This is a genomic window from Pseudoduganella sp. R-31, assembly GCF_049913235.1.
Lineage (GTDB): Bacteria > Pseudomonadota > Gammaproteobacteria > Burkholderiales > Burkholderiaceae_D > Rugamonas.
Genome location: NZ_CP183986.1, coordinates 4,089,336 through 4,108,620, shown reverse-complemented (window position 1 = coordinate 4,108,620; position 19,285 = coordinate 4,089,336). Strand labels below are relative to the sequence as shown.

Annotated in this window: 12 protein-coding genes and 2 riboswitches; of the genes, 8 read left to right on the top strand and 4 right to left on the bottom strand. The window is 63.1% G+C overall.

The window, feature by feature from the left end:
* Nucleotides 1-73: 73 nt before the first annotated feature.
* The 3 genes from gcvP to gcvT form a co-directional block, all read right to left on the bottom strand.
* Nucleotides 74-2,953, bottom strand: a complete 2,880-nt coding sequence (gcvP, locus tag ACN9MY_RS18540; protein WP_426335925.1) for an aminomethyl-transferring glycine dehydrogenase — start codon at nucleotides 2,951-2,953, stop codon at nucleotides 74-76.
* A 65-nt stretch (nucleotides 2,954-3,018) separates the two neighbouring features.
* On the bottom strand, nucleotides 3,019-3,399 hold the full coding sequence (gene gcvH, locus ACN9MY_RS18535) for a glycine cleavage system protein GcvH (protein WP_426335924.1): 381 nt from the start codon (nucleotides 3,397-3,399) through the stop codon (nucleotides 3,019-3,021).
* A 45-nt stretch (nucleotides 3,400-3,444) separates the two neighbouring features.
* Complete coding sequence (gcvT, locus tag ACN9MY_RS18530; RefSeq protein ID WP_426335923.1) at nucleotides 3,445-4,563, bottom strand: glycine cleavage system aminomethyltransferase GcvT; 1,119 nt, start codon at nucleotides 4,561-4,563, stop codon at nucleotides 3,445-3,447.
* A 49-nt stretch (nucleotides 4,564-4,612) separates the two neighbouring features.
* A riboswitch (glycine riboswitch) is annotated at nucleotides 4,613-4,717 on the bottom strand.
* Between the two features lie 5 nt (nucleotides 4,718-4,722).
* Nucleotides 4,723-4,808: riboswitch (glycine riboswitch) on the bottom strand.
* 79 nt (nucleotides 4,809-4,887) lie between these two features.
* On the opposite strand from gcvT, the gene ACN9MY_RS18525 reads away from it, so the two are divergent.
* From ACN9MY_RS18525 to ACN9MY_RS18515, 3 genes are all read left to right on the top strand, one after another.
* Nucleotides 4,888-5,088, top strand: a complete 201-nt coding sequence (locus ACN9MY_RS18525) for a hypothetical protein (RefSeq protein WP_426335922.1) — start codon at nucleotides 4,888-4,890, stop codon at nucleotides 5,086-5,088.
* A 188-nt stretch (nucleotides 5,089-5,276) separates the two neighbouring features.
* Nucleotides 5,277-5,837, top strand: a complete 561-nt coding sequence (locus ACN9MY_RS18520) for an ATP-dependent Clp protease proteolytic subunit (RefSeq protein ID WP_426335921.1) — start codon at nucleotides 5,277-5,279, stop codon at nucleotides 5,835-5,837.
* 522 nt (nucleotides 5,838-6,359) lie between these two features.
* A complete protein-coding gene (locus ACN9MY_RS18515) occupies nucleotides 6,360-9,098 on the top strand; it encodes a DUF1631 family protein (protein WP_426335920.1) in 2,739 nt (912 codons plus the stop codon).
* On the opposite strand, the gene ACN9MY_RS18510 is transcribed toward ACN9MY_RS18515, so the two are convergent.
* Nucleotides 9,095-9,565 (bottom strand): low molecular weight protein-tyrosine-phosphatase, encoded by a 471-nt coding sequence (locus ACN9MY_RS18510; protein ID WP_426335919.1) that lies wholly within the window; start codon nucleotides 9,563-9,565, stop codon nucleotides 9,095-9,097. The two genes, ACN9MY_RS18515 and ACN9MY_RS18510, sit on opposite strands and share 4 nt — an antisense overlap.
* A gap of 79 nt (nucleotides 9,566-9,644) precedes the next feature.
* Between ACN9MY_RS18510 and smc the strand changes: the two genes are divergently transcribed.
* The 5 genes from smc (at nucleotide 9,645) to ACN9MY_RS18485 (ending at nucleotide 19,269) form a co-directional block, all read left to right on the top strand.
* Complete coding sequence (gene smc / locus ACN9MY_RS18505) at nucleotides 9,645-13,175, top strand: chromosome segregation protein SMC (RefSeq protein WP_426318247.1); 3,531 nt, start codon at nucleotides 9,645-9,647, stop codon at nucleotides 13,173-13,175.
* 14 nt (nucleotides 13,176-13,189) lie between these two features.
* Nucleotides 13,190-14,314 (top strand): cell division protein ZipA C-terminal FtsZ-binding domain-containing protein, encoded by a 1,125-nt coding sequence (locus ACN9MY_RS18500; protein ID WP_426318246.1) that lies wholly within the window; start codon nucleotides 13,190-13,192, stop codon nucleotides 14,312-14,314.
* An 8-nt stretch (nucleotides 14,315-14,322) separates the two neighbouring features.
* Nucleotides 14,323-16,668, top strand: coding sequence for an NAD-dependent DNA ligase LigA (ligA, locus tag ACN9MY_RS18495; RefSeq protein ID WP_426318245.1), 2,346 nt, complete (start codon nucleotides 14,323-14,325; stop codon nucleotides 16,666-16,668).
* A gap of 2 nt (nucleotides 16,669-16,670) precedes the next feature.
* Nucleotides 16,671-17,207 (top strand): peptide deformylase, encoded by a 537-nt coding sequence (gene def, locus ACN9MY_RS18490; RefSeq protein ID WP_426335918.1) that lies wholly within the window; start codon nucleotides 16,671-16,673, stop codon nucleotides 17,205-17,207.
* Nucleotides 17,208-17,283: 76 nt separating this feature from the next.
* Nucleotides 17,284-19,269 (top strand): OPT family oligopeptide transporter, encoded by a 1,986-nt coding sequence (locus ACN9MY_RS18485; protein ID WP_426161943.1) that lies wholly within the window; start codon nucleotides 17,284-17,286, stop codon nucleotides 19,267-19,269.
* The last annotated feature ends 16 nt before the right edge of the window (nucleotides 19,270-19,285 follow it).

Here is a 19,285-nt window from a genome sequence, read left to right as displayed (position 1 = left end):
TTCCTTCAAGACCGGTAAACCAGGGTCAGACCCTTGGGTCTGACCCGGATTCACCGGTTTCCGGCAAGCGCGCTTATGCGTAATCGCTGACTGGAATGCAGGCGCAGAACAGGTTGCGGTCGCCGTATACGTTGTCGGCGCGGCCAACCGGCGGCCAGTACTTCTGCTTGCGCAGCGACGGCACAGGGTAGGCGGCCACTTCGCGGCTGTACTTGCGGTCCCACTTGTCTGCCAGCAGCACTTCAGCGGTGTGCGGGGCAAACTTCAGCGGGTTGTCCAGCTTGTCGAATTCGCCCGATTCCACTTTGGCGATTTCGGCGCGGATGGCGATCATGGCGTCGATGAAGCGGTCCAGTTCAACCTTGGACTCGGATTCGGTCGGCTCGATCATCAGCGTACCCGGAACAGGGAAGCTCATGGTCGGGGCGTGGAAGCCGAAGTCCATCAGGCGCTTGGCCACGTCTTCGTTGCTGATGCCGGTGGCGTCGGTCAGGGGACGCAGGTCCAGGATGCACTCGTGCGCCACCAGGCCGTCGTGGCCCGAGTACAGCACAGGGAAGTGCGGCGCCAGGCGGCGTGCGACGTAGTTGGCGTTCAGGATCGCGGTTTCGGTGGCTGCGGTCAGGCCTTCGCCGCCCATCATGGCGATATACATCCAGGAGATCGGCAGGATCGATGCGGAGCCGAACGGTGCGGCCGAGATCGAACCGATGCCGTCCTCGCTGCGCACGTAGCCGTTGGAGCGCTGGTTCGGCAGGAACTTGGCCAGGTGTGCGCCAACGCCGATCGGGCCGACGCCTGGGCCGCCACCGCCGTGCGGGATGCAGAAGGTCTTGTGCAGGTTCAGGTGCGATACGTCGCCGCCGAACGCGCCTGGGCCGGCCACGCCAACCAGTGCGTTCATATTGGCGCCGTCCACGTAAACCTGGCCGCCGTGGGAGTGGATGATTTCGCACAGTTCGGTGATGCCGTCTTCGAACACGCCGTGGGTCGATGGGTAGGTCACCATCACGCAGGCCAGGTTCTTGGAGTGCTGTTCGGCCTTGGCTTTCAGGTCTAACAGGTCAACGTTGCCCTTGTCGTCGCAGGCGGTCACCACAACCTGCATGCCCACCATGGCGGCGGAAGCAGGGTTGGTTCCGTGTGCCGACGATGGAATCAGGCAGATGTTGCGGTGGCCTTCGCCGCGCGATTCGTGGTACTTCTTGATCACCAGCAGACCGGCGTATTCGCCCTGCGAGCCGGCGTTAGGCTGCAGCGAGACAGCGGCGTAGCCGGTCACGGCGCACAGCATTTCTTCCAGCTGGGCGATCATTTCGCGGTAGCCGACGGTCTGGTCGTTCGGTGCGAACGGGTGGATCGACGAGAACTCAGGCCAGGTCACCGGGATCATTTCGCTGGTGGCGTTCAGCTTCATGGTGCAGGAGCCCAGCGGGATCATGGTGCGGTCCAGCGCCAGGTCCTTGTCGGCCAGGGAGCGCAGGTAGCGCAGCATTTCGGTTTCGCTGTGGTAGCGGTTGAAGGTTGGGTGCTCCAGGTAAGCGGAGGTACGTGCCAGCGCTTCAGGGAAGCTGGCGCCGACCGATGCTTCAACTGCGTCGAAGTCCGGCGCAGCCTTGCCGCCGCTGAACACGTTCCACAGCGCTGCCAGGGTGTCGCGGTCGCAGGTTTCGTCGAGCGACACGCCAACGTGCTTGGCGTCGATCTTGCGCAGGTTGATGCCCGCGGCAACAGCGGCTGCGTGCAGTTCGTTGGCCTTGTCGGTGGCGACAGTCAGGGTGTCGAAGAAGGTGTCGTTGACCGAGTAGCCCAGGGACTTCAGGTTGGCGGCCAGGATGCCGGTGTAGCGGTGGGTGCGCTCGGCGATCTGCTTCAGCCCTTTCGGGCCGTGGTAGACGGCGTACATCGAAGCCATCACGGCCAGCAGCACCTGTGCGGTACAGATATTAGAGGTCGCTTTTTCGCGGCGGATGTGCTGTTCGCGGGTCTGCAGGGCCAGGCGGTAAGCCTTGTTGCCGTTCTGGTCGACGGTCACGCCAACCAGGCGGCCTGGCATGGAGCGCTTGTATTCGTCGCGGGTGGCCATGTAGCCGGCGTGCGGGCCGCCGAAGCCCAGCGGTACGCCGAAGCGCTGCGAGTTGCCGACCACAACGTCGGCGCCCCATTCGCCTGGAGGCGTCAGCATGGTCAGGGCCAGCAGGTCAGCGGCAACGATCACCATGGCACCGGAAGCTTTGACCGTTTCAACGGCAGCGCGGTAGTCGTGCACAACGCCGTTCACGCCCGGGTATTGCAGCAGCACGCCGAAAGCATCGGTCACGCCGGCCAGTTCGGACGGGTCGAAGGTCTTGACGGTGATGCCCAGCGGCTCGGCGCGGGTCTGCACCACTTCCAGGGTCTGCGGCAGCACGTCGTTGGCGACGTAGAAGGTGTTCGACTTCGACTTGCCGACGCGCTGGATCAGGGTCATGGCTTCGGCAGCGGCGGTGCCTTCGTCCAGCATGGACGAGTTGGCGATGGCCATGCCGGTCAGGTCGATCAGCACCTGCTGGAAGTTCAGGATCGCTTCCAGGCGGCCCTGGGAGATCTCCGGCTGGTATGGGGTGTAAGCGGTGTACCAGGCTGGGTTTTCGAAGATGTTACGCAGGATCACGCCCGGGGTGTGGGCGTTGTAGTAGCCCTGGCCGATCAGGGATTTCAGCACCTTGTTCTTGGAAGCGATGCCTTTCAGCTTGGCCAGTGCTTCGTTCTCCGGCAGCGGCTGGAAGAACTGGCCCAGCGGCAGGTCATTCTTGTTGCGGATGCCCGGCGGGACGATGGCATCGATCAGGGCGGCGCGGGTTGCGTAGCCGAGCACGTCCAGCATTTGCTGCTGTTCTGCGGCTTCCGGGCCGATGTGGCGGGCGATGAAGGCATCGCGGGCTTCAAGTTGGGTCAGGCTGGTGCGGGTCATGGTGGGAAATCTCTTGGCCAGAATGTGAAAAAGGCCCGCACGCAGCGGGCCCGGTAATGCGGTAATTAGTGCGCTACGTTGCCGTAAGCAGCGGCGTCCAGCAGGCCGTTGATGGCGTTGGCGTCGCTTGGCTTGATCTTGAACAGCCAGTTCGCGTAGGCGTCGGCGTTGATCGATTCAGGCGCGCCGACTACGGCGTCGTTCACGGCAACCACTTCGCCCGAAACCGGCGCGTAGATGTCGGAGGCGGCTTTCACCGATTCCACCACGGCGGCGTCGTCGCCGGCGGTGAAGGAGGCGCCTACTTTTGGCAGCTCGACGAACACGATGTCGCCCAGGGCGTCTTGCGCGAATTCGGTGATGCCGACGGTCACGGTGCCGTCCGCTTCAGCGCGTACCCACTCGTGGGACTCGGTGTACTTCAGGTCTGCTGGAATGTTGCTCATGTTGGCTCCAAGGCTAAGGTTATTGTTTGGTTTTACGGGTCTGGCTCAAGCAACCAGGATTTTACCGTTACGGACGAAAGGCAGCTTCACCACGGTGGCGGCCAGCTTCTTGTCGCGGATTTCCACGTGCACGGTGTCGCCCACGTTCACGCCCATCGGCACGCGCGCCAGCGCGATCGCCTGCTGCATGGTAGGGGAGAAGGTGCCGGAGGTGATTTCGCCAGTTTCGCCGTTGGAGGCGATGACTTTCTGGTGGGCGCGCAGCACGCCGCCTTTTTCGCGCAGGATCAGGCCGACGAATTGTGCGTTCTGGCCTTTCGCTTGCAGGGCTGCCTTGCCGATGAAGTCGCGCTCGGAGACCAGGTCGATGGTCCATGCCAGGCCGGCGTCCAGCGGGTTCACGGTTTCGTCCATGTCCTGGCCGTACAGGTTCATGCCGGCTTCCAGGCGCAGGGTGTCGCGCGCGCCCAGGCCGGCTGGCTTCACGCCTGCCGCATTCAGGGCATTCCACAGGTTTTCAGCTTGTTCCGCGGCGACGCCGATTTCGAAGCCGTCTTCACCGGTGTAGCCGGTGCGGGCTACCATGGCTTCGCCGAAGGCGGTGCCTGGCACCAGGGCCACGTTGAATGGCTTCATTTCAGCGGTGGCTTCCTTGGCTTGCGGGATCACTTCCCACACTTTGGCGCGGGCGTTCGGGCCTTGCACGGCGATCAGGGCCATGGCGTTGGCGCCGTCGCGGCGCTGGGTGATGGTCAGGCCGGCCTTGGCGGCTTCGTTCTGCTTGTTCATCCACGCGATGTCTTTTTCCGCGGTGCCGGCGTTGACCACCAGGCGGAACCACTCTTCGTTGATGAAGTAGATGATCAGGTCGTCGATGACGGTGCCTTCCGGGGTCAGCATGCAGGAGTACAGGGCCTTGCCCGACACTTGAAGTTTGTCGACGTTGTTGGCGACCAGGCCGCGCAGGAAGGAACGTACGTTGGCGCCCTTGATGTCAACCACGCACATATGGGCCACGTCGAACATGCCGACGTCGGTGCGCACGGCATGGTGCTCTTCGATCTGGGAGCCGTAGTTGACCGGCATGTCCCAGCCGCCAAAGTCGACCATACGGGCGCCAAGGGCACGATGAGCATTGTTGAGTGGGGTTGCTTTGAGCGTCATTGATACCTCAGGGCAGAGAATAGGGGTTAATAAACGTAAACATGAATACGCCTACCCCTCTGTCCTTGGTACCTGAGAGATAACGGGAAGGTAATCCCGCACGCCCCTTCGGTGGGCCCTGCGCCATGGCGGGCCGCTCTCCAGAGTTTTAGCCCATGGGGCCCTTGTTCGGTCCTTTTGCCTGAGAGTTTCTGGGTAATGCCCCTTCGGCGCCAGCGGCAGCTGGTCTCTCCCGATCAAGACTTGCGACTATATGACAGGAGGGCAATAAAGTCAATCTTGCGGCCCCGGGGAACTTGCCGCTGGGCCGTTGGTCCAATGGTCATGAAAACGCCAAACGACGACTATGGCAATCCCTGGAAAGCCGCGGTTGAACGCTATTACAGGGAATTTCTTGCCATCTTCTGCCCCTGGCTGGAGGCGGCAATCGACTGGGCCGTGAACCCGCAGTTTCATGACCAGGAATTGGGCAAAGTAAGCCGTGACGCAAGGCCAGGGTTGGCGCCCGAATTCCTTCGTTTGTGAGGCTTGGGGAACGCGTCAGTCGATTGAATTTACAACAATCAAATTGCTCGACTTCGATCCGCGCTGGTCTGCGAAGCTGCTGGTGGCGCGATGCCTGGAGGATGTGCTGGCTAATGACTGAGGAGGGCACGCCTGGATGGCGGTCTGCGCTAGAATGACCGGACATCCATTTACAGAGTGGAGCGACCATGAGCGAAGAAAAGCAAAAACGCGATACCGAGGCCTGGTTCACCCTGTCCGGCGACGTGAACAGCGATATGGTGCACCGCATGTTCGATGCGGTGGCGGACATGACAGAGGATGGGATCGAAACCGCCCACATCCTGATCCAGTCCAACGGCGGCTACGTGAGCGACGGCTTGTGCCTGCACAATTACCTGCGCAACTTGCCGATCAAGATCGTCACGTATAACGGCGGAGCGGTGGCTTCCATTGCCGTCATCCTGTTCCTGTCCGGCGACGAACGCTTTGCCAGCGAAACCGCGCGTTTCATGGTGCACAAGTCGCATGCAAGTGCGCCGCACGGAGCGCGCCCGGATGCGCTGCGCATCATTGTGGAAGGCTTGCAGGCGGACGACGCCCGCACCGAATCGATCTTGCGCAAATATGTTCGCCTGACCGACGAACATTGGAATATCCACGCCTATTCAGACCTGCACCTGACTGCCCAGGAAGCTGCCAAGGTCGGTCTCGTCAACGACGTGGCCGACTTCAAGCCGCCCAAGGGCAAGCGCGTAACGAACATCTGAAGCGCAATATCTGAAACGACAGGGCCTGGAAGCGAACTCCCAGCCCCCCTATGCCGCGCCCGTCATCTAGCGATTGCCGCTACGGCTGGCAGGTGTCTTCTTGTCCGTCTTGCTCTGACGGCCGTATCGGACTGCTGGCTGGCCGGCTGGGCTCCCGAACGTGAACCCTGGTCGGCGCTTTGGCGTGTGCCCGAGCTCGAACTCTGCTTGCTGGATTTTTGCCTGGATTTCATGACAGTTCCTTTCTGAAGGATCGGAACTTCATCATGCTTTCTGCAATAGTAAAGGTGAATCGGAATACAACTGACCGGCGTGTAGGACATGACCTTGCACCATTGTGGTGCAAACCCAACCGTTTGACCACATCGCCGAAAATATTTGCAGATTCTTTTGATTTGCCTATTGCCATGTGGAAAGAATCTGCGACAATGTGAATAACCACCAAAGTCAGGCCAGACCATGCTTCCAGAAAACCACACATCTTCGGCGCCCCAAAAAGCGGTCACGCCGCGGCATGCCTTGTTGGAAAACCTGATTAGCCTGGTCAACAAGCACATCAGTGATCAGTTCAATGAGTTGTCCACCCAATGGGCGGGCAGCCTGGTGGACGCGGGCGAGGCAGTCGACGTCAAGACACTGCAAGCGCGCTTGCGCGCCGGCAACCGGCTGCGCACCGATCACTACGCCTTCCTCGGCATCTTCGCCAGGCAACTGGAAAACGACCTGCGGCTGGAAATCGCGCAACTGGCGCCAGGGCAGAAGGCGCCGGTGCGCAAGGTGGCTGAGTCCCTGTCCCTGGTGTCCATGGAGGAAATGGATACCAAGGTGACCTTGGGCAGCTTCAGCAAGCCGTTTGAAGCCAAGTATTCCGATGGCCTCGCCACCCTGAATGTGCGCCTGGCCTTCCTGTTGGACCGCGATATCCTGCGCATTAACCAGAACCCCTTCCGGCCGGAAGTCTTCCTCGGCGCCTTCCAGCAGGCGTGGATCGATTTCATCAAGGATGAGGAGGCGAATGAGCTGATGAAGCCATTCCTGCGTCCGGAAGAGTTCTTCGATTTTGGCGCCATGCTGCAGGAGCTGAGTTCAGCGCTCGAGCGCAAGGGCGTGGGGCCGGGCTCGGTCGAAAAACACAAGTCACGCCGCGCTGACTCGCACGATGCGTCGCAAGCGTCATCTCGCAAGAAAAACCAGCAGGCCGCGCTGGCGGAGCAATTGCGCCAATTCTTCTCTGGTGCGGGCGATGCGCCGGGCGGCAAGGCAGCGCCGACCGGATTTGACCAACTAGGCGACCTCGACCTGTCCCTGCCCACTCTGAGCGTGACGCCGGGGCTGTATGGTACGCCTGCGCATACAGCGGAGGCGCTGGCAGCTGCCGCGCCGGCAAGTGCCGGGACAGCAGCGCCAATGGCAGCGCCGGGGCAGCCAATGCCTGCGCCAGGCTATGTGGCCGGCGCGGCGCCTGGCATGGCAATGCCTGGTGGCGTTGGCATGGCGCCGGGCGTTGCAACTGGTGCCGCGCCAATGATGGCCGGCGTCCCTGGCGTGCCGGCCGTGGGCGGCATGATGATTCCTGCCGGCGGTGTTGTACCCGGTGGTGGCCTGCCGGGCATGCCGCTGGCGAGCGGCCCAGCAGTTGCAGGTGCGGGAGCGGCCGTCCCGGGCGGAATGCTGGGCGGCGTCGCCGTGCCGGGCGTGCCGGGTGGCGTGGCAGTGCCTGCGGGAGGCTGGGTTCAGGGGCCGGCCCAGGGCTTCCACGGCGGGGCCAATAACGAAGCGGCCCAGCGCGCATCGCTGATCAGCGCCAAAGAGCCGCTGATGAATTTCCTGGCGCAGTTGCAGCGCGGCGTGCCGCAGGGCGCCGTGTTTGCCAGCGCCGATAGCAGTGCGATGCCGGCGCCGGGCATGCCGGCGGGCCTGGCTCCAGGATTCGCTATGGGGCCCGTGCAGGCCGGCGGCGGCGCGATGCCGGCCCCCGGCTTTGTTACTGGTGGCGGCTCGATGAGCAATGTGTTCTTGCTGCCGCAGATTAAAGAGCAGGCGCCTGCCGGCAGCCTGACTCGCGCCGACGAAGGCACGATCGACCTGCTGTCGGCAGTGTTCGAGACGGTGTTCCGCGACGAAAGCATTTCGCCCGAGATCCGCAACCTGATCCGCTTCCTGCAGATCCCGGTGCTGAAGGCCGCGCTGGTCGACAAGAATTTCTTCTTCCAGGAAGCGCATCCTGCACGCCGCATGATCGACCTGCTGTCGCGCATGGGCTGGGAGAATCGCAAGGACCCGGACGATCCTCTCTACAAGGCCATGCAGCGCAGCGTGGAGAAGGTCAGCGAGGACCACGAGGAGGAAATGACCGTCTTCACCGAGGCGGTCAATGAACTGGAAGCCTCCATCAAGGCTGAGGAGGCGGCAGCTGCAGCCGCCATGGCGGAGCCGATCGCCAAGGCGCTGAAGCAGGAAAAGATGTCGGTGGCCGCCAAGTCGGCCAAGGATGCCGTGGCACTGCGCATCGGCACTGGCGAAGTGGTGGCGATCGTCGAGGCCTTCCTGGAGAACAAGTGGGTGTCCGTGTTGACCATTGCCTATAGCGTCGAAGGCGAAAAGCCGGGCGCGGTCAACAACGCAACCCAGACCATGGATGACCTGATCTGGAGCGTGCGTCCGAAGATCACCCAGGACGAGCGCAAGACCCTGATTGCCAAGCTGCCTACCTTGCTGTCCACCCTGAACAAATGGCTGGACGTGATCAAGTGGCAGGATGCGGATCGCCTGCAATTCTTCGCCGAACTGGCTGAGTGCCATGCCTCGATCGTTCGTGCGCCGATTGAAATGTCGCCCGAGCGCCAGGTTGAACTTGCAATGGAAGTGGCGAAGAAGGATGCCGAGCGCCGCATGCAGCTTCAGGCTGTAGCCGAAGTAAAAGCGGAAGAGGCGCCGCCTCCGGACGACGATGCGGCGATCGAGGTGGATAGCCTGACGCGCGGCATGTGGCTTGAATTCGACCAGGAAGATGGTAGCCAGCGCAAGGTCAAGCTGGCCTGGATCAGTCCACTCAAGACGCTTTACATCTTCTCCACCACGGGCCGCCAGGAGGCGTTCTCGATCACGGGCGAGGCGATGGCGGAGCAGTTCCGCAAGGGCACTGTGCGCCTGATCCGTACCGAAGGCGTGGTGGCTGCAGCGCTGTCGGTGGCAATGGGCGGTGTCGCCGCCGTCAACGACGATCACCACGATTTGCCGGCCAACGGCACTTCTGCCTAGGTTTTGCGCAGGGCGGCCAGCAGGCCGTCCGATGCGTCCTCGATGTAATCCAGCACCGTATCGAAGCCATTCGCGCCGCCGTAATAGGGATCGGGCACCACGTCCGAGCCGGAGCGTGAGGCGAACTCCATGAACAGCCTGACCTTGTGGCGATATTGTGCAGGGCAGGCGCGCTGCAGCATCTCCAGGTTGTCGTGGTCCATGGCCAGCACGTAATCGAAGCGCTCGAAGTCCTCCGCGGCCACCTTGCGGGCGCGTTGTGCGCTCAGGTCATAGCCGCGGGCAGCGGCATGCCGGGTCGAGCGCGGGTCTGGCGGGTTGCCAATATGGTATGCGTGGGTGCCTGCTGAATCGATGTGCAAATCGAGCCCGGCAGCCTGGGCGCGGGTCCGGAATACACCCTCTGCGGTCGGGGAGCGACAAATGTTACCCATGCATACAAACAGGATGGCGGTTCTGGTCTTCATTTTGTTCTTGCTATACAGGGAAAATGGTATGATTAGCCACTTTTTTAACACGTCCCAGCGGGCGAAGTACAGATAAAACGTGCGTCTATCTTCCATTAAATTGTCGGGATTTAAGTCGTTCGTCGATCCCACCAATTTCCAGGTACCCGGGCAGTTGGTCGGCGTGGTTGGTCCTAACGGTTGCGGCAAGTCCAATATTATCGACGCGGTGCGCTGGGTCTTGGGTGAGTCGAAGGCTTCCGAGCTGCGCGGCGAATCGATGCAGGACGTGATTTTCAACGGTTCCACCCATCGCAAGCCGGCCGGCCGCGCTTCCGTCGAGCTGGTGTTCGACAACAACGAGGGCAAGGCGTCGGGCCAATGGGGGCAGTACGCCGAAATCGCGGTCAAGCGCACGCTGACGCGCGATGGCACGTCCACCTATTACATCAACGGCCAGCCGGTGCGCCGGCGCGATATTACCGATATCTTCCTCGGCACCGGCCTGGGGCCGCGCGCCTACGCGATCATCGGCCAGGGCATGATCTCGCGCATCATCGAGTCGCGCCCGGAAGAACTGCGCGTGTTCCTGGAAGAGGCGGCCGGGGTCTCGAAGTACAAGGAACGCCGCCGCGAAACAGAAAACCGCCTGCACGATACGCGGGAAAACCTGCTGCGCGTGGAAGATATCCTGCGCGAGCTGACTAACAACCTGGAAAAGCTGGAAGGCCAGGCTGCGGTGGCGACCAAGTTCCACCAGCTGCAATCCGACCAGGAGGAAAAACAGAAGCTGCTTTGGCTGCTGCGCAAGAACGAGGCGCAGGCCGAGCAGGCGAAGTATTTCCGCGAAATGGAGCAGGCGCAAAACGACCTGGAAGAACAGACCGCGAAGCTGCGCAACGTGGAATTGACGCTGGAGCAGATGCGCCAGGCGCACTTCGCTGTCGGCGACCGCCTGCACCAGGCGCAGGGCCACCTGTACCAGACCAATGCAGAAATCGGCAGCCTTGAGGCGCAGATCAAGTTCGTGATCGAGTCGCGCACCCGCCTGCAGCAGCAGTTGGCTACGCTGACCGCGCAGCGCGACCAGTGGTCGCAGCAGGCGGAGGAATACGGCGGCCAGGTCGCCGAAGCGGAAATCAACCTGGAGGAATTGTCGGCGCGCGTGGAAGAGGCGCGCATGCTGGCCGAGCAGAAGGGCGAGTTGCTGCCGGTGCTGGAGCAGGAATGGCGCGAGGCGCAGACCCGGAGCACGGAGTCGCGCGCGCGCATCATGCAGGCGCAGCAGCAACTGGAACTGGAATCTGCGCACCAGCGCAATGCTTCCAACATCCTGGCCGGCCTGGCGACGCGCAAGGAGCGCCTGCAGCAGGAGAAGGGCGGGCTGGCGATGCCGGATTCATCGCACCTGTCGAACCTGAAGATGCAGCTCGAAGAAAAGCAGCAGTCGCTGGAAGAGCAGAACATGATGCTCGAGGAAGCGCTGGAGCAGCAGCCAAAGCTCGAGGAAGAACGGCAGGCTGCGCAGGCAGCCGTGCAATCCGAGTCCGCCGCGACCCACCAGCTGGAAGCGCGGCTGAATGCGCTGCGCCAGTTGCAGGAGCGCGTCCAGACCGAGGGCAAGATCACGCCATGGCTGCAAAAGCACGAACTGAACGAGCTGCCGCGCCTGTGGCAAAAGCTCGACATCGAGCAAGGCTGGGAAACTGCCCTGGAGGCTGTGCTGCGCGAACGGACTTCGGCGTTACAGGTATCGAATATCGAATGGGCCAAGCACTTCTTCAACGATGCGCCGCCGGCCAAGCTGGCGCTGTTCGCGCCTGCGGTTGCCGCCGCTGCGCCTGCGGCATCGGGCGATGCGACGCTGCGTCCATTCCTCGACCTGCTGAAGCTGAACGATCCTGGCTTGCGTGGCGTGCTGCAGGACTGGCTGCACAATGTGTTCCTGGCCGACGACAACGCCAGCGCCTTTGCCGCGCGCGGCACGCTGCCGGCGGGCGGCTGCTTCGTGACGAAGCAGGGCCACATCATTACGCAATCGTCGGTGCGCTTCTATGCGGCGGACGACGAACAGGCCGGCATGCTTGGCCGCCAGCACGAAATCGACAACATCACCAAGCAGTTGCGCGCGCAATCGATGCTGGCTGAAGAAGCCCGCAGCCGCGCCGTGCGTGCCGATGCGGCGCTTGGCAACCATGGCCGCCTGCTCACCGAACTGCGCGCCAAGGTGCAAAGCCTGACCGCCAGCGTGCATACGCTGCAGCTGGAAGTGGTCAAGCTGTCTGAGATCGAAGCCCGCTTCAACCAGCGCAGCAACCAGATCGAAACCGACCTCGCCGAAATCGCCGCGCAAGAAGAAGAGCAGATGCAGGTAAAGCTGGAATCGGAAGAAAAGTTCGAGCAGCTCGATATGGAGCTGGGCAACCTGCAAGGCGAGCATGAAGATGGCCAGACTGCCTTCATGCAGAAAGAGCAGCGCCTGGCCGACGCCCGCGAAGCCCTGCGCGAACTGGAACGCAAGGCGCAGGAAGCTGAATTTGCCGAGAAATCGGGGCGCAACCGCATCGACGAGCTGCGTCGAAATATTGCGACCGCTACTTCGCAAGTCGCGCAGGTGACGGAAAGCCTGCAGGCCGGCAAGCTGGAGCTGGAAGGGCTGGAGGCCGGCACCGCCAACGAAGGCCTGCAGGACCTGCTGGACCGGCGCACGCAGCAGGAGCGCGCGCTGGCCGACGCCCGCCATGAGCTGGACCAGATTACGCAGCAACTGCGCCAGTTTGAAGACTCGCGCATGCAGTCCGAGCGCAGCTTGCAGCCGCAGCGCGACAAGATCACCGAAATGCAGCTGAAGGAGCAGGCCGCGCGCCTGAACCAGGAACAGTTCGCGCAGCAACTGGCCGAAGTGCAGGCCGACGAAGCCGCGCTGGCCGAAAAACTGCACCCGGACATGAAGGCCTCCTACCTGCAGGGCGAGGTAACCCGCCTGACCAACGCCATTACCGCGCTGGGCGCCGTCAACCTGGCCGCGCTGGACGAACTGGCTACCGCGTCGGAGCGCAAGAATTTCCTGGACGCGCAAAACCGCGACCTGACCGAAGCGATTGCGACCCTGGAAGATGCGATCACCAAGATCGACAAGGAAACGCGCGACCTGTTGCAGGACACCTTCGACCGCGTCAACCAGAGCTTCTCCGAACTGTTCCCGATCCTATTCGGCGGCGGCCAGGCCAAGCTGATCATGACCGGCGAGGAAATCCTCGACTCCGGCGTGCAGGTCATGGCGCAACCGCCAGGCAAGAAGAACGCCACCATCCATCTGCTGTCCGGCGGCGAAAAGGCGCTGACCGCAACGGCCCTGGTGTTCTCGATGTTCCGTTTGAATCCCGCGCCATTCTGCCTGCTGGACGAGGTGGACGCGCCGTTGGACGATGCCAATACCGAGCGCTTCTGCCGCATGGTCAAGCGCATGTCCGAACAGACCCAATTCCTCTTCATCTCGCACAACAAGATTGCGATGGAGATGGCCAATCAACTGATCGGTGTGACGATGCAGGAACAAGGTGTGTCGCGCATCGTAGCGGTGGACATGGAATCCGCCGCATCATTTGCTACAGAGGCTCAAGCCGCATGATTACAGATTTCCAAATGAGTTTGATTGCCGCCGGCGGCGTGTTCGTCGTTGGCGTCATAAGCTACAACAAGTGGCAGGAGTACAAGCTGAAGAAACGTGTCGAGCGCGCCTTCGACGGCCAGCACGACGATGTCCTGATGCGCAGCGATGACGGCGTGCGCGCCGAACCGCGCTTCCACCTCGACGACGTGCCGATGCCGGACGCCGGTTCGGGCGCCTACGGCGTGCCGGAACATGTCGGAGGCCATGTCGGCAACGTCGCCGGGCCCAATATCGCACCGGACAGCAATGAGCCGGTGCTGCCGGTACGCGCCGCCGATGCCGGCGTGCCTGCCGAAGAACTGGCCACCTGCCTGGTCGATCCGCTGATCGATTGCCTGCTGCCGCTGGAACTGGAAGCGCCGGCCCGCGGCGAAAAACTGCTGCCGGCCCTGCAGAAGCTGCGCTTTGTCGGCAACAAGCCTGTCCACTTCATTGGCCTGGCCGTGAGCGGCGACTGGGAACCGGTGCGCCACGGCGTGGTGTACACCAAATTGCAAGGCGGGGTGCAGCTGGCCAGCCGCAGCACCGCATTGAATGAACTGGAATACTCCGAACTGGTGACGCGCCTGCGCAGCGTGTCCGACGAAATCGGCGCCGAGCCGCAAATCCCGGACATGATCGAAGTCATGCAGGATGCGAAAAACCTGCATCGCTTCGTAGCCAACCACGATGCGCAGCTGGGCGTGAACCTCGCTTCCAACGGTGCTCCATGGAACATAGCGACCCTGCTCGGCGCATTGGAGAAGCTGGGCTTCGACATGCGCCCGGACGGCCGCTATGCCATGCCGGACGGCGAGGGCGGCTACTTGTTCTCGTTGTCGACCAACGTCACGCTGGCCGAGGAAACCACTTCGCGCCTGACCTTGTTGCTGGACGTGCCTTGCGTCGCTCCGGCACGCGACGGCTTTGGCTCGATGATCGGCTGTGCCAAGAACCTGATGGCGCGCCTGGATGCGACCATTGTCGATGACGCCAACCAGCCGCTGGCCGACGAAACCCTGGCCAGCATTGCCGGCCAGGTGCGCGAGTTCTACGACGACATGGCTGCATCGGATATTCCTGCTGGTTCCACCCGCGCACTGCGCCTGTTCAGCTAACCGGAAACATGAGCAATACCCAACACGCAACACCCGCCGAACGCGCAGCCTGGTTGAACGCGGAGCTGAACCGCCACCTGCACGCCTACCACGTGCTGGATGCGCCGACCATCCCCGATGCCGAATACGACAAGCTGTTCGTCGAACTGCAGTCGATTGAAGCGGCGCACCCCGAGCTGCAGGCTCCCGACTCGCCAACCCTGCGCGTGGGCGCGCCGCCCCTGGCGGAATTCGCCGCCGTGACGCATGCGGTGCCGATGCTGTCGCTGAATAACGGTTTCAACGACGAGGATATCGAGAACTTCGACCGCCGCGTGCGCGAAGGACTCGACGCAGTGCAACTGGTCGAATACGCAACCGAGGCCAAGTTCGACGGCCTGGCCATCAACCTGCGCTACGAAGACGGCGTCTTCGTGCAGGCGGCAACGCGCGGCGACGGCTACACCGGCGAGGACGTCACTGCCAACATCCGTACCATCAAGGGCATCCCGCTGCGCCTGAATACCGATGCGCCGCCACCGGTGCTGGAAGTACGCGGCGAAGTGCTGATGTTCAAGGCCGATTTTGCCGCCCTGAACGCGCGCCAGCGTGAACTGGGCCAGAAAGAGTTCGTCAACCCGCGCAACGCTGCCGCCGGCGCGCTGCGCCAGCTCGACTCGCGCATCACCGCGCAGCGCAAGCTGAGCTTCTATGCCTATGGCATCGGCGAACTGACCGGCGCCGAACTGCCGGCAACGCACAGCGCGCTGCTGGACTGGTACGCCGAACTTGGCCTGCCCGTATGCGCCGAACGCGAGGTGGTGCGCGGCAAGGATGGCTTGCTGGGCTACTACGAGCGCATCGGGAAAGCGCGTCCCTCGCTGCCGTACGAGATCGACGGCGTGGTGTACAAGACCAACCGCTTCGAAGACCAGCGTGCGCTGGGCTTCGTTTCGCGCGCCCCGCGTTTTGCGCTGGCGCATAAATTCCCGGCGGAAGAAGCGCTGACGACCGTGCAGGCGATCGAGGTACAGGTTGGCCGTACCGGCGCGATTACGCCGGTGGCGCGCCTGGCGCCGGTCTTCGTCGGCGGCGTGACTGTCACCAATGCAACGCTGCATAACGAGGACGAAGTGCGCCGCAAGGACGTACGTGTTGGCGATACGGTCATCGTGCGCCGCGCGGGCGACGTGATTCCGGAAGTGCTGTCCGTGGTGCTGGAGAAGCGCCCAGCGCCGGAACCGCTGATGTGGGCGCTGCCGGCCGAATGTCCCGTATGCGGTTCGCACGTGGTGCGTGAGGCCGACGAAGCGGTCGCGCGCTGCTCCGGCGGCCTGTTCTGCTCCGCCCAGCGCAAGGAGGCGATCCGCCACTTCTGCGGCCGCCGCATGATGGATATCGAAGGCCTGGGCGACCGCTACATCGACAACCTGGTCGAGTGCAACCTGGTGCATGGCGTGGCGGACCTGTACCGCCTGACCCTGGATGACCTGCTGAAAATGAAGCGCCTGGCCGACGAGCGAGACGGCACCACGCCGGAAACTGTCGCCCAGGGCAAGGTCCCGACCAAGTGGGCGGAAAACCTGCTGGACGCCATCTCCGCCAGCAAGAACCCGCCCCTGGAGCGCCTGCTGTTCGCACTGGGCATCCGCCACGTCGGCGAGTCGACCGCCAAGACGCTGGCCGACTGGCTGGGCAAGCTGGAATTGATCCGCAAGGCGCCCGTGGCGCTGCTGCGCGTGCTGCCTGATATCGGCGGTACGGTAGCCGAATCGATTGCCGATTTCTTCGCCGAAGAGCGCAACCAGGAGGCGCTGGATGCGCTGCTGGCCGCTGGCGTGGCGCCGAAAGGGGAGCATGCTCCAAAGGCCGCGCTGCGCGAAAAGCTGGACACGGTTGCGCTGCTGGCTGCCGTCGGCATTCCGAAACTGACCGAGCCGCGCGCGCGCCAGCTGGTAGAGCAGGGCATGACGCTGGAGGCACTGTCGCACTTGACGGTGTATAACGTGTTCGGCCTGCCGGCGACCGTGGAACAGGGCCTTGAAGCCTGGCTGCGCGAACGGGCCAACCGCGAATGCCTGGTGGCCCTGCACGAGCTGCGCGAAGCGCTGCTGGCACAACTGCCCGAGGTGGCCGAGGCGGAAGGCGCCATGAGCGGCAGGACCTTCGTCCTCACCGGGACGCTGCCGACCATGAGCCGCGACCAGGCGCAAGCCCTGATCGAAGGTGCCGGCGGCAAGGTGTCGGGTTCGGTGTCGAAGAAAACCTCGTATGTCGTCGCCGGCGCGGAGGCGGGCAGCAAACTGGCCAAGGCCGAAGAGCTGGGCGTGACGATTCTTGATGAAGCGGGCTTGCTCGCGCTGCTGGGAGGCTAAGCATGGCCGTGCGTGAAATCCTGAAAATGGGCGATCCGCGGCTGTTGCGCGTTGCCGAGCCGGTGCGCGAGTTCAACACGAAAGAGCTGCATGCGCTGATCGTGGACATGTTCGACACCATGCATGCGGCGAACGGCGCCGGCCTGGCGGCGCCGCAGATTGGCGTCAACCTGCAACTGGTGATCTACGGCTTCAAGGCCAACACGCGTTATCCCGATGCGCCGCAAGTGCCGGAAACGGTGCTGATCAACCCTGTGCTGACGCCGCTCGGCGAAGAGATGGTAGAGGCCTTTGAAGGCTGCCTGTCGGTGCCGGGCCTGCGCGGCTCTGTGCCGCGCTATATGCGCCTGCACTATGAGGGCTACGACCAGTTCGGCGAACGCATCGTGCGCGATGCCGAGGGATTCCATGCCCGCGTGGTACAGCATGAGGTCGATCATTTGCTGGGGATCCTGTATCCAGCACGGATCCGCGACTTCTCCAAGTTCGGCTTTACCTCGGTGTTGTTCCCCGACCTCGATCCCGGCGACGACGACTGATTTGTTTGGCGGCGCCGCGAATCTGGCGTAATATCCCGGCCACTTTGCATCCTTATCAACACAACGGATTACCCAGATGAGCAACCAGTCGCAGAACAACCCGCTCGAATTCAGTGTCCGCGGCATCGCCCTCGGCATTCTCATTACACTGGTCTTTACCGCGGCGCAGGTCTATCTTGGCCTGAAAGTCGGCTTGACCTTCGCCACCTCGATTCCCGCTGCCGTGATTTCCATGGCCCTGCTCAGCGCATTCAAGGATGCGACGATCCAGGAAAACAATATCGTGCAGACCATCGCGTCGGCCGCGGGCACGCTGGCGTCTGTGATTTTCGTGCTGCCTGGCCTGCTGATGATCGGCTGGTGGGCAAAAATTCCTTTCTGGCCAACCTTTGGCGCCTGCGCCATCGGCGGCGTGCTGGGCGTGATGTACACCATGCCGCTGCGTCGCGCACTGGTGTCGCAGTCCGACCTCCCGTATCCGGAAGGCGTGGCCGCGGCGGAAGTGCTGAAAGTCGGCACCCAATCGCGTGCCGGCGCGCAGGAGGGCAAGGCTGGACTGTGGGCGGTGATCTGGGGTTCCGTGGCTTCCGCCATTTTCGCTTTCCTCGGCGCTGCCAAGCTGGTTGCCGCTGAAGTGGCGCATTTCGTCAAATTCGGCAACGGCGCCACCGGCCTGGGAGCATCGAGCTCGCTGGCCCTGGTGGGCGCCGGCCACCTGATGGGTATCGCGGTCGGCATGGCCATGCTGGTCGGCCTGGTGATTGCATGGGGTATCCTGGTCCCGTTGCTGACCATGGCCAATCCGGCGGCTCCCGGCGTATCGGTGGCCGACCACGCCCTGGGCATCTGGAGCAGCCAGGTGCGCATGATGGGCGCCGGCACCATTGGCGCTGCCGCGATCGTGACGCTGGCGACACTGGCCAAGCCGGTCGTGGGCGGCCTGAAGTCCGCGATGGAGTCTGCACGCCGCGCCAAGGCCGGCGGCGGCGACGTGCCGCGCGAAGACAAGGACCTGCCGATCTTCATCGTCGGCCTGGTGACCCTTCTGTCTATGGTGCCGGCAGGCTGGCTGCTGTCGTCCTTCCTGTCGGGCGGCCCGCTGTCCTCGATCTCGACCCCTCTGATCGTGGTGGGCATCGGCTACATCCTGATTGCCGGCATGCTGGCTGCCGCGGTGTGCGGCTACATGGCCGGCCTGATCGGCTCTTCCAATTCGCCGGTATCCGGCCTGGCCATCCTGTCGATCCTGGGTGCCGCCACCTCGGTAGGCTGGGTGGGCCGCGAAATCATGGGGCCGGATACCGCCCAGGCGCTGATCGCTTTCGCACTGTTCGTCACCACCGTGGTGCTGGCAGTAGCCGTGATCGGCAACGACAACCTGCAGGACCTGAAGACCGGCCAGCTGGTCGGCGCGACGCCCTGGAAGCAGCAGGTCGCCCTGATCATCGGCGTGTTCGCCGGTTCCTGCGTGGTGCCGCCGGTGCTGGAGCTGCTGAACCACGCGAACGGCTTCGCGGGCGCACCGAATGCCAATGCCATTTCCGACCAGCCGCTGGCGGCCCCGCAAGCGACCCTGATTTCCACGCTGGCCAAAGGCGTGATCGGCGGCGACCTGAAATGGGACCTGATCGGCTATGGCGCCCTGATCGGCCTGGCACTGGTTGCACTCGACTTCATCCTGAAGAAGTCCAGCAACCGCAAATACAGCTGTGCGCCGCTCGGCGTCGGCCTGGCCATCTACTTGCCGTCGGCGGTTACCTCGCCGGTGGTGGTGGGCGCAATCGCCGGTTACTTCTTTGAGAAAGCAATGCGCAACAAGAAGCATGGCGAAGCAGCTTCCCGCCTGGGCGTGCTGGTGATGTCCGGCTTTATTGTCGGTGAATCGCTGTTCAACGTTGCCCTGGCTGGCCTGATCGTGCTGACCAACAAAGGCGAACCGCTGGCAATTGCCAACAGCATGAGCGAGGCAACCACCATGCTGATCGCGCTGGCCGTTGCTGGCGCCGTGGTCGTAGGGCTGTACCGCTGGTCCGCGAAGTCGGCCAGCGCCATCGAGGCTTGACGCAACACTTCCGGAG

Excerpts from the sequence above, each read along its gene's own strand:
- gcvP (WP_426335925.1), bottom strand. The coding sequence starts at position 2,953 with ATGACCCGCACCAGCCTGACCCAACTTGAAGCCCGCGATGCCTTCATC.
- gcvH (WP_426335924.1), bottom strand. The coding sequence starts at position 3,399 with ATGAGCAACATTCCAGCAGACCTGAAGTACACCGAGTCCCACGAGTGG.
- gcvT (WP_426335923.1), bottom strand. The coding sequence starts at position 4,563 with ATGACGCTCAAAGCAACCCCACTCAACAATGCTCATCGTGCCCTTGGC.
- ACN9MY_RS18525 (WP_426335922.1), top strand. The coding sequence starts at position 4,888 with ATGAAAACGCCAAACGACGACTATGGCAATCCCTGGAAAGCCGCGGTT.
- ACN9MY_RS18520 (WP_426335921.1), top strand. The coding sequence starts at position 5,277 with ATGAGCGAAGAAAAGCAAAAACGCGATACCGAGGCCTGGTTCACCCTG.
- ACN9MY_RS18510 (WP_426335919.1), bottom strand. The coding sequence starts at position 9,565 with ATGAAGACCAGAACCGCCATCCTGTTTGTATGCATGGGTAACATTTGT.
- ACN9MY_RS18500 (WP_426318246.1), top strand. The coding sequence starts at position 13,190 with ATGAGTTTGATTGCCGCCGGCGGCGTGTTCGTCGTTGGCGTCATAAGC.
- ligA (WP_426318245.1), top strand. The coding sequence starts at position 14,323 with ATGAGCAATACCCAACACGCAACACCCGCCGAACGCGCAGCCTGGTTG.
- def (WP_426335918.1), top strand. The coding sequence starts at position 16,671 with ATGGCCGTGCGTGAAATCCTGAAAATGGGCGATCCGCGGCTGTTGCGC.
- ACN9MY_RS18485 (WP_426161943.1), top strand. The coding sequence starts at position 17,284 with ATGAGCAACCAGTCGCAGAACAACCCGCTCGAATTCAGTGTCCGCGGC.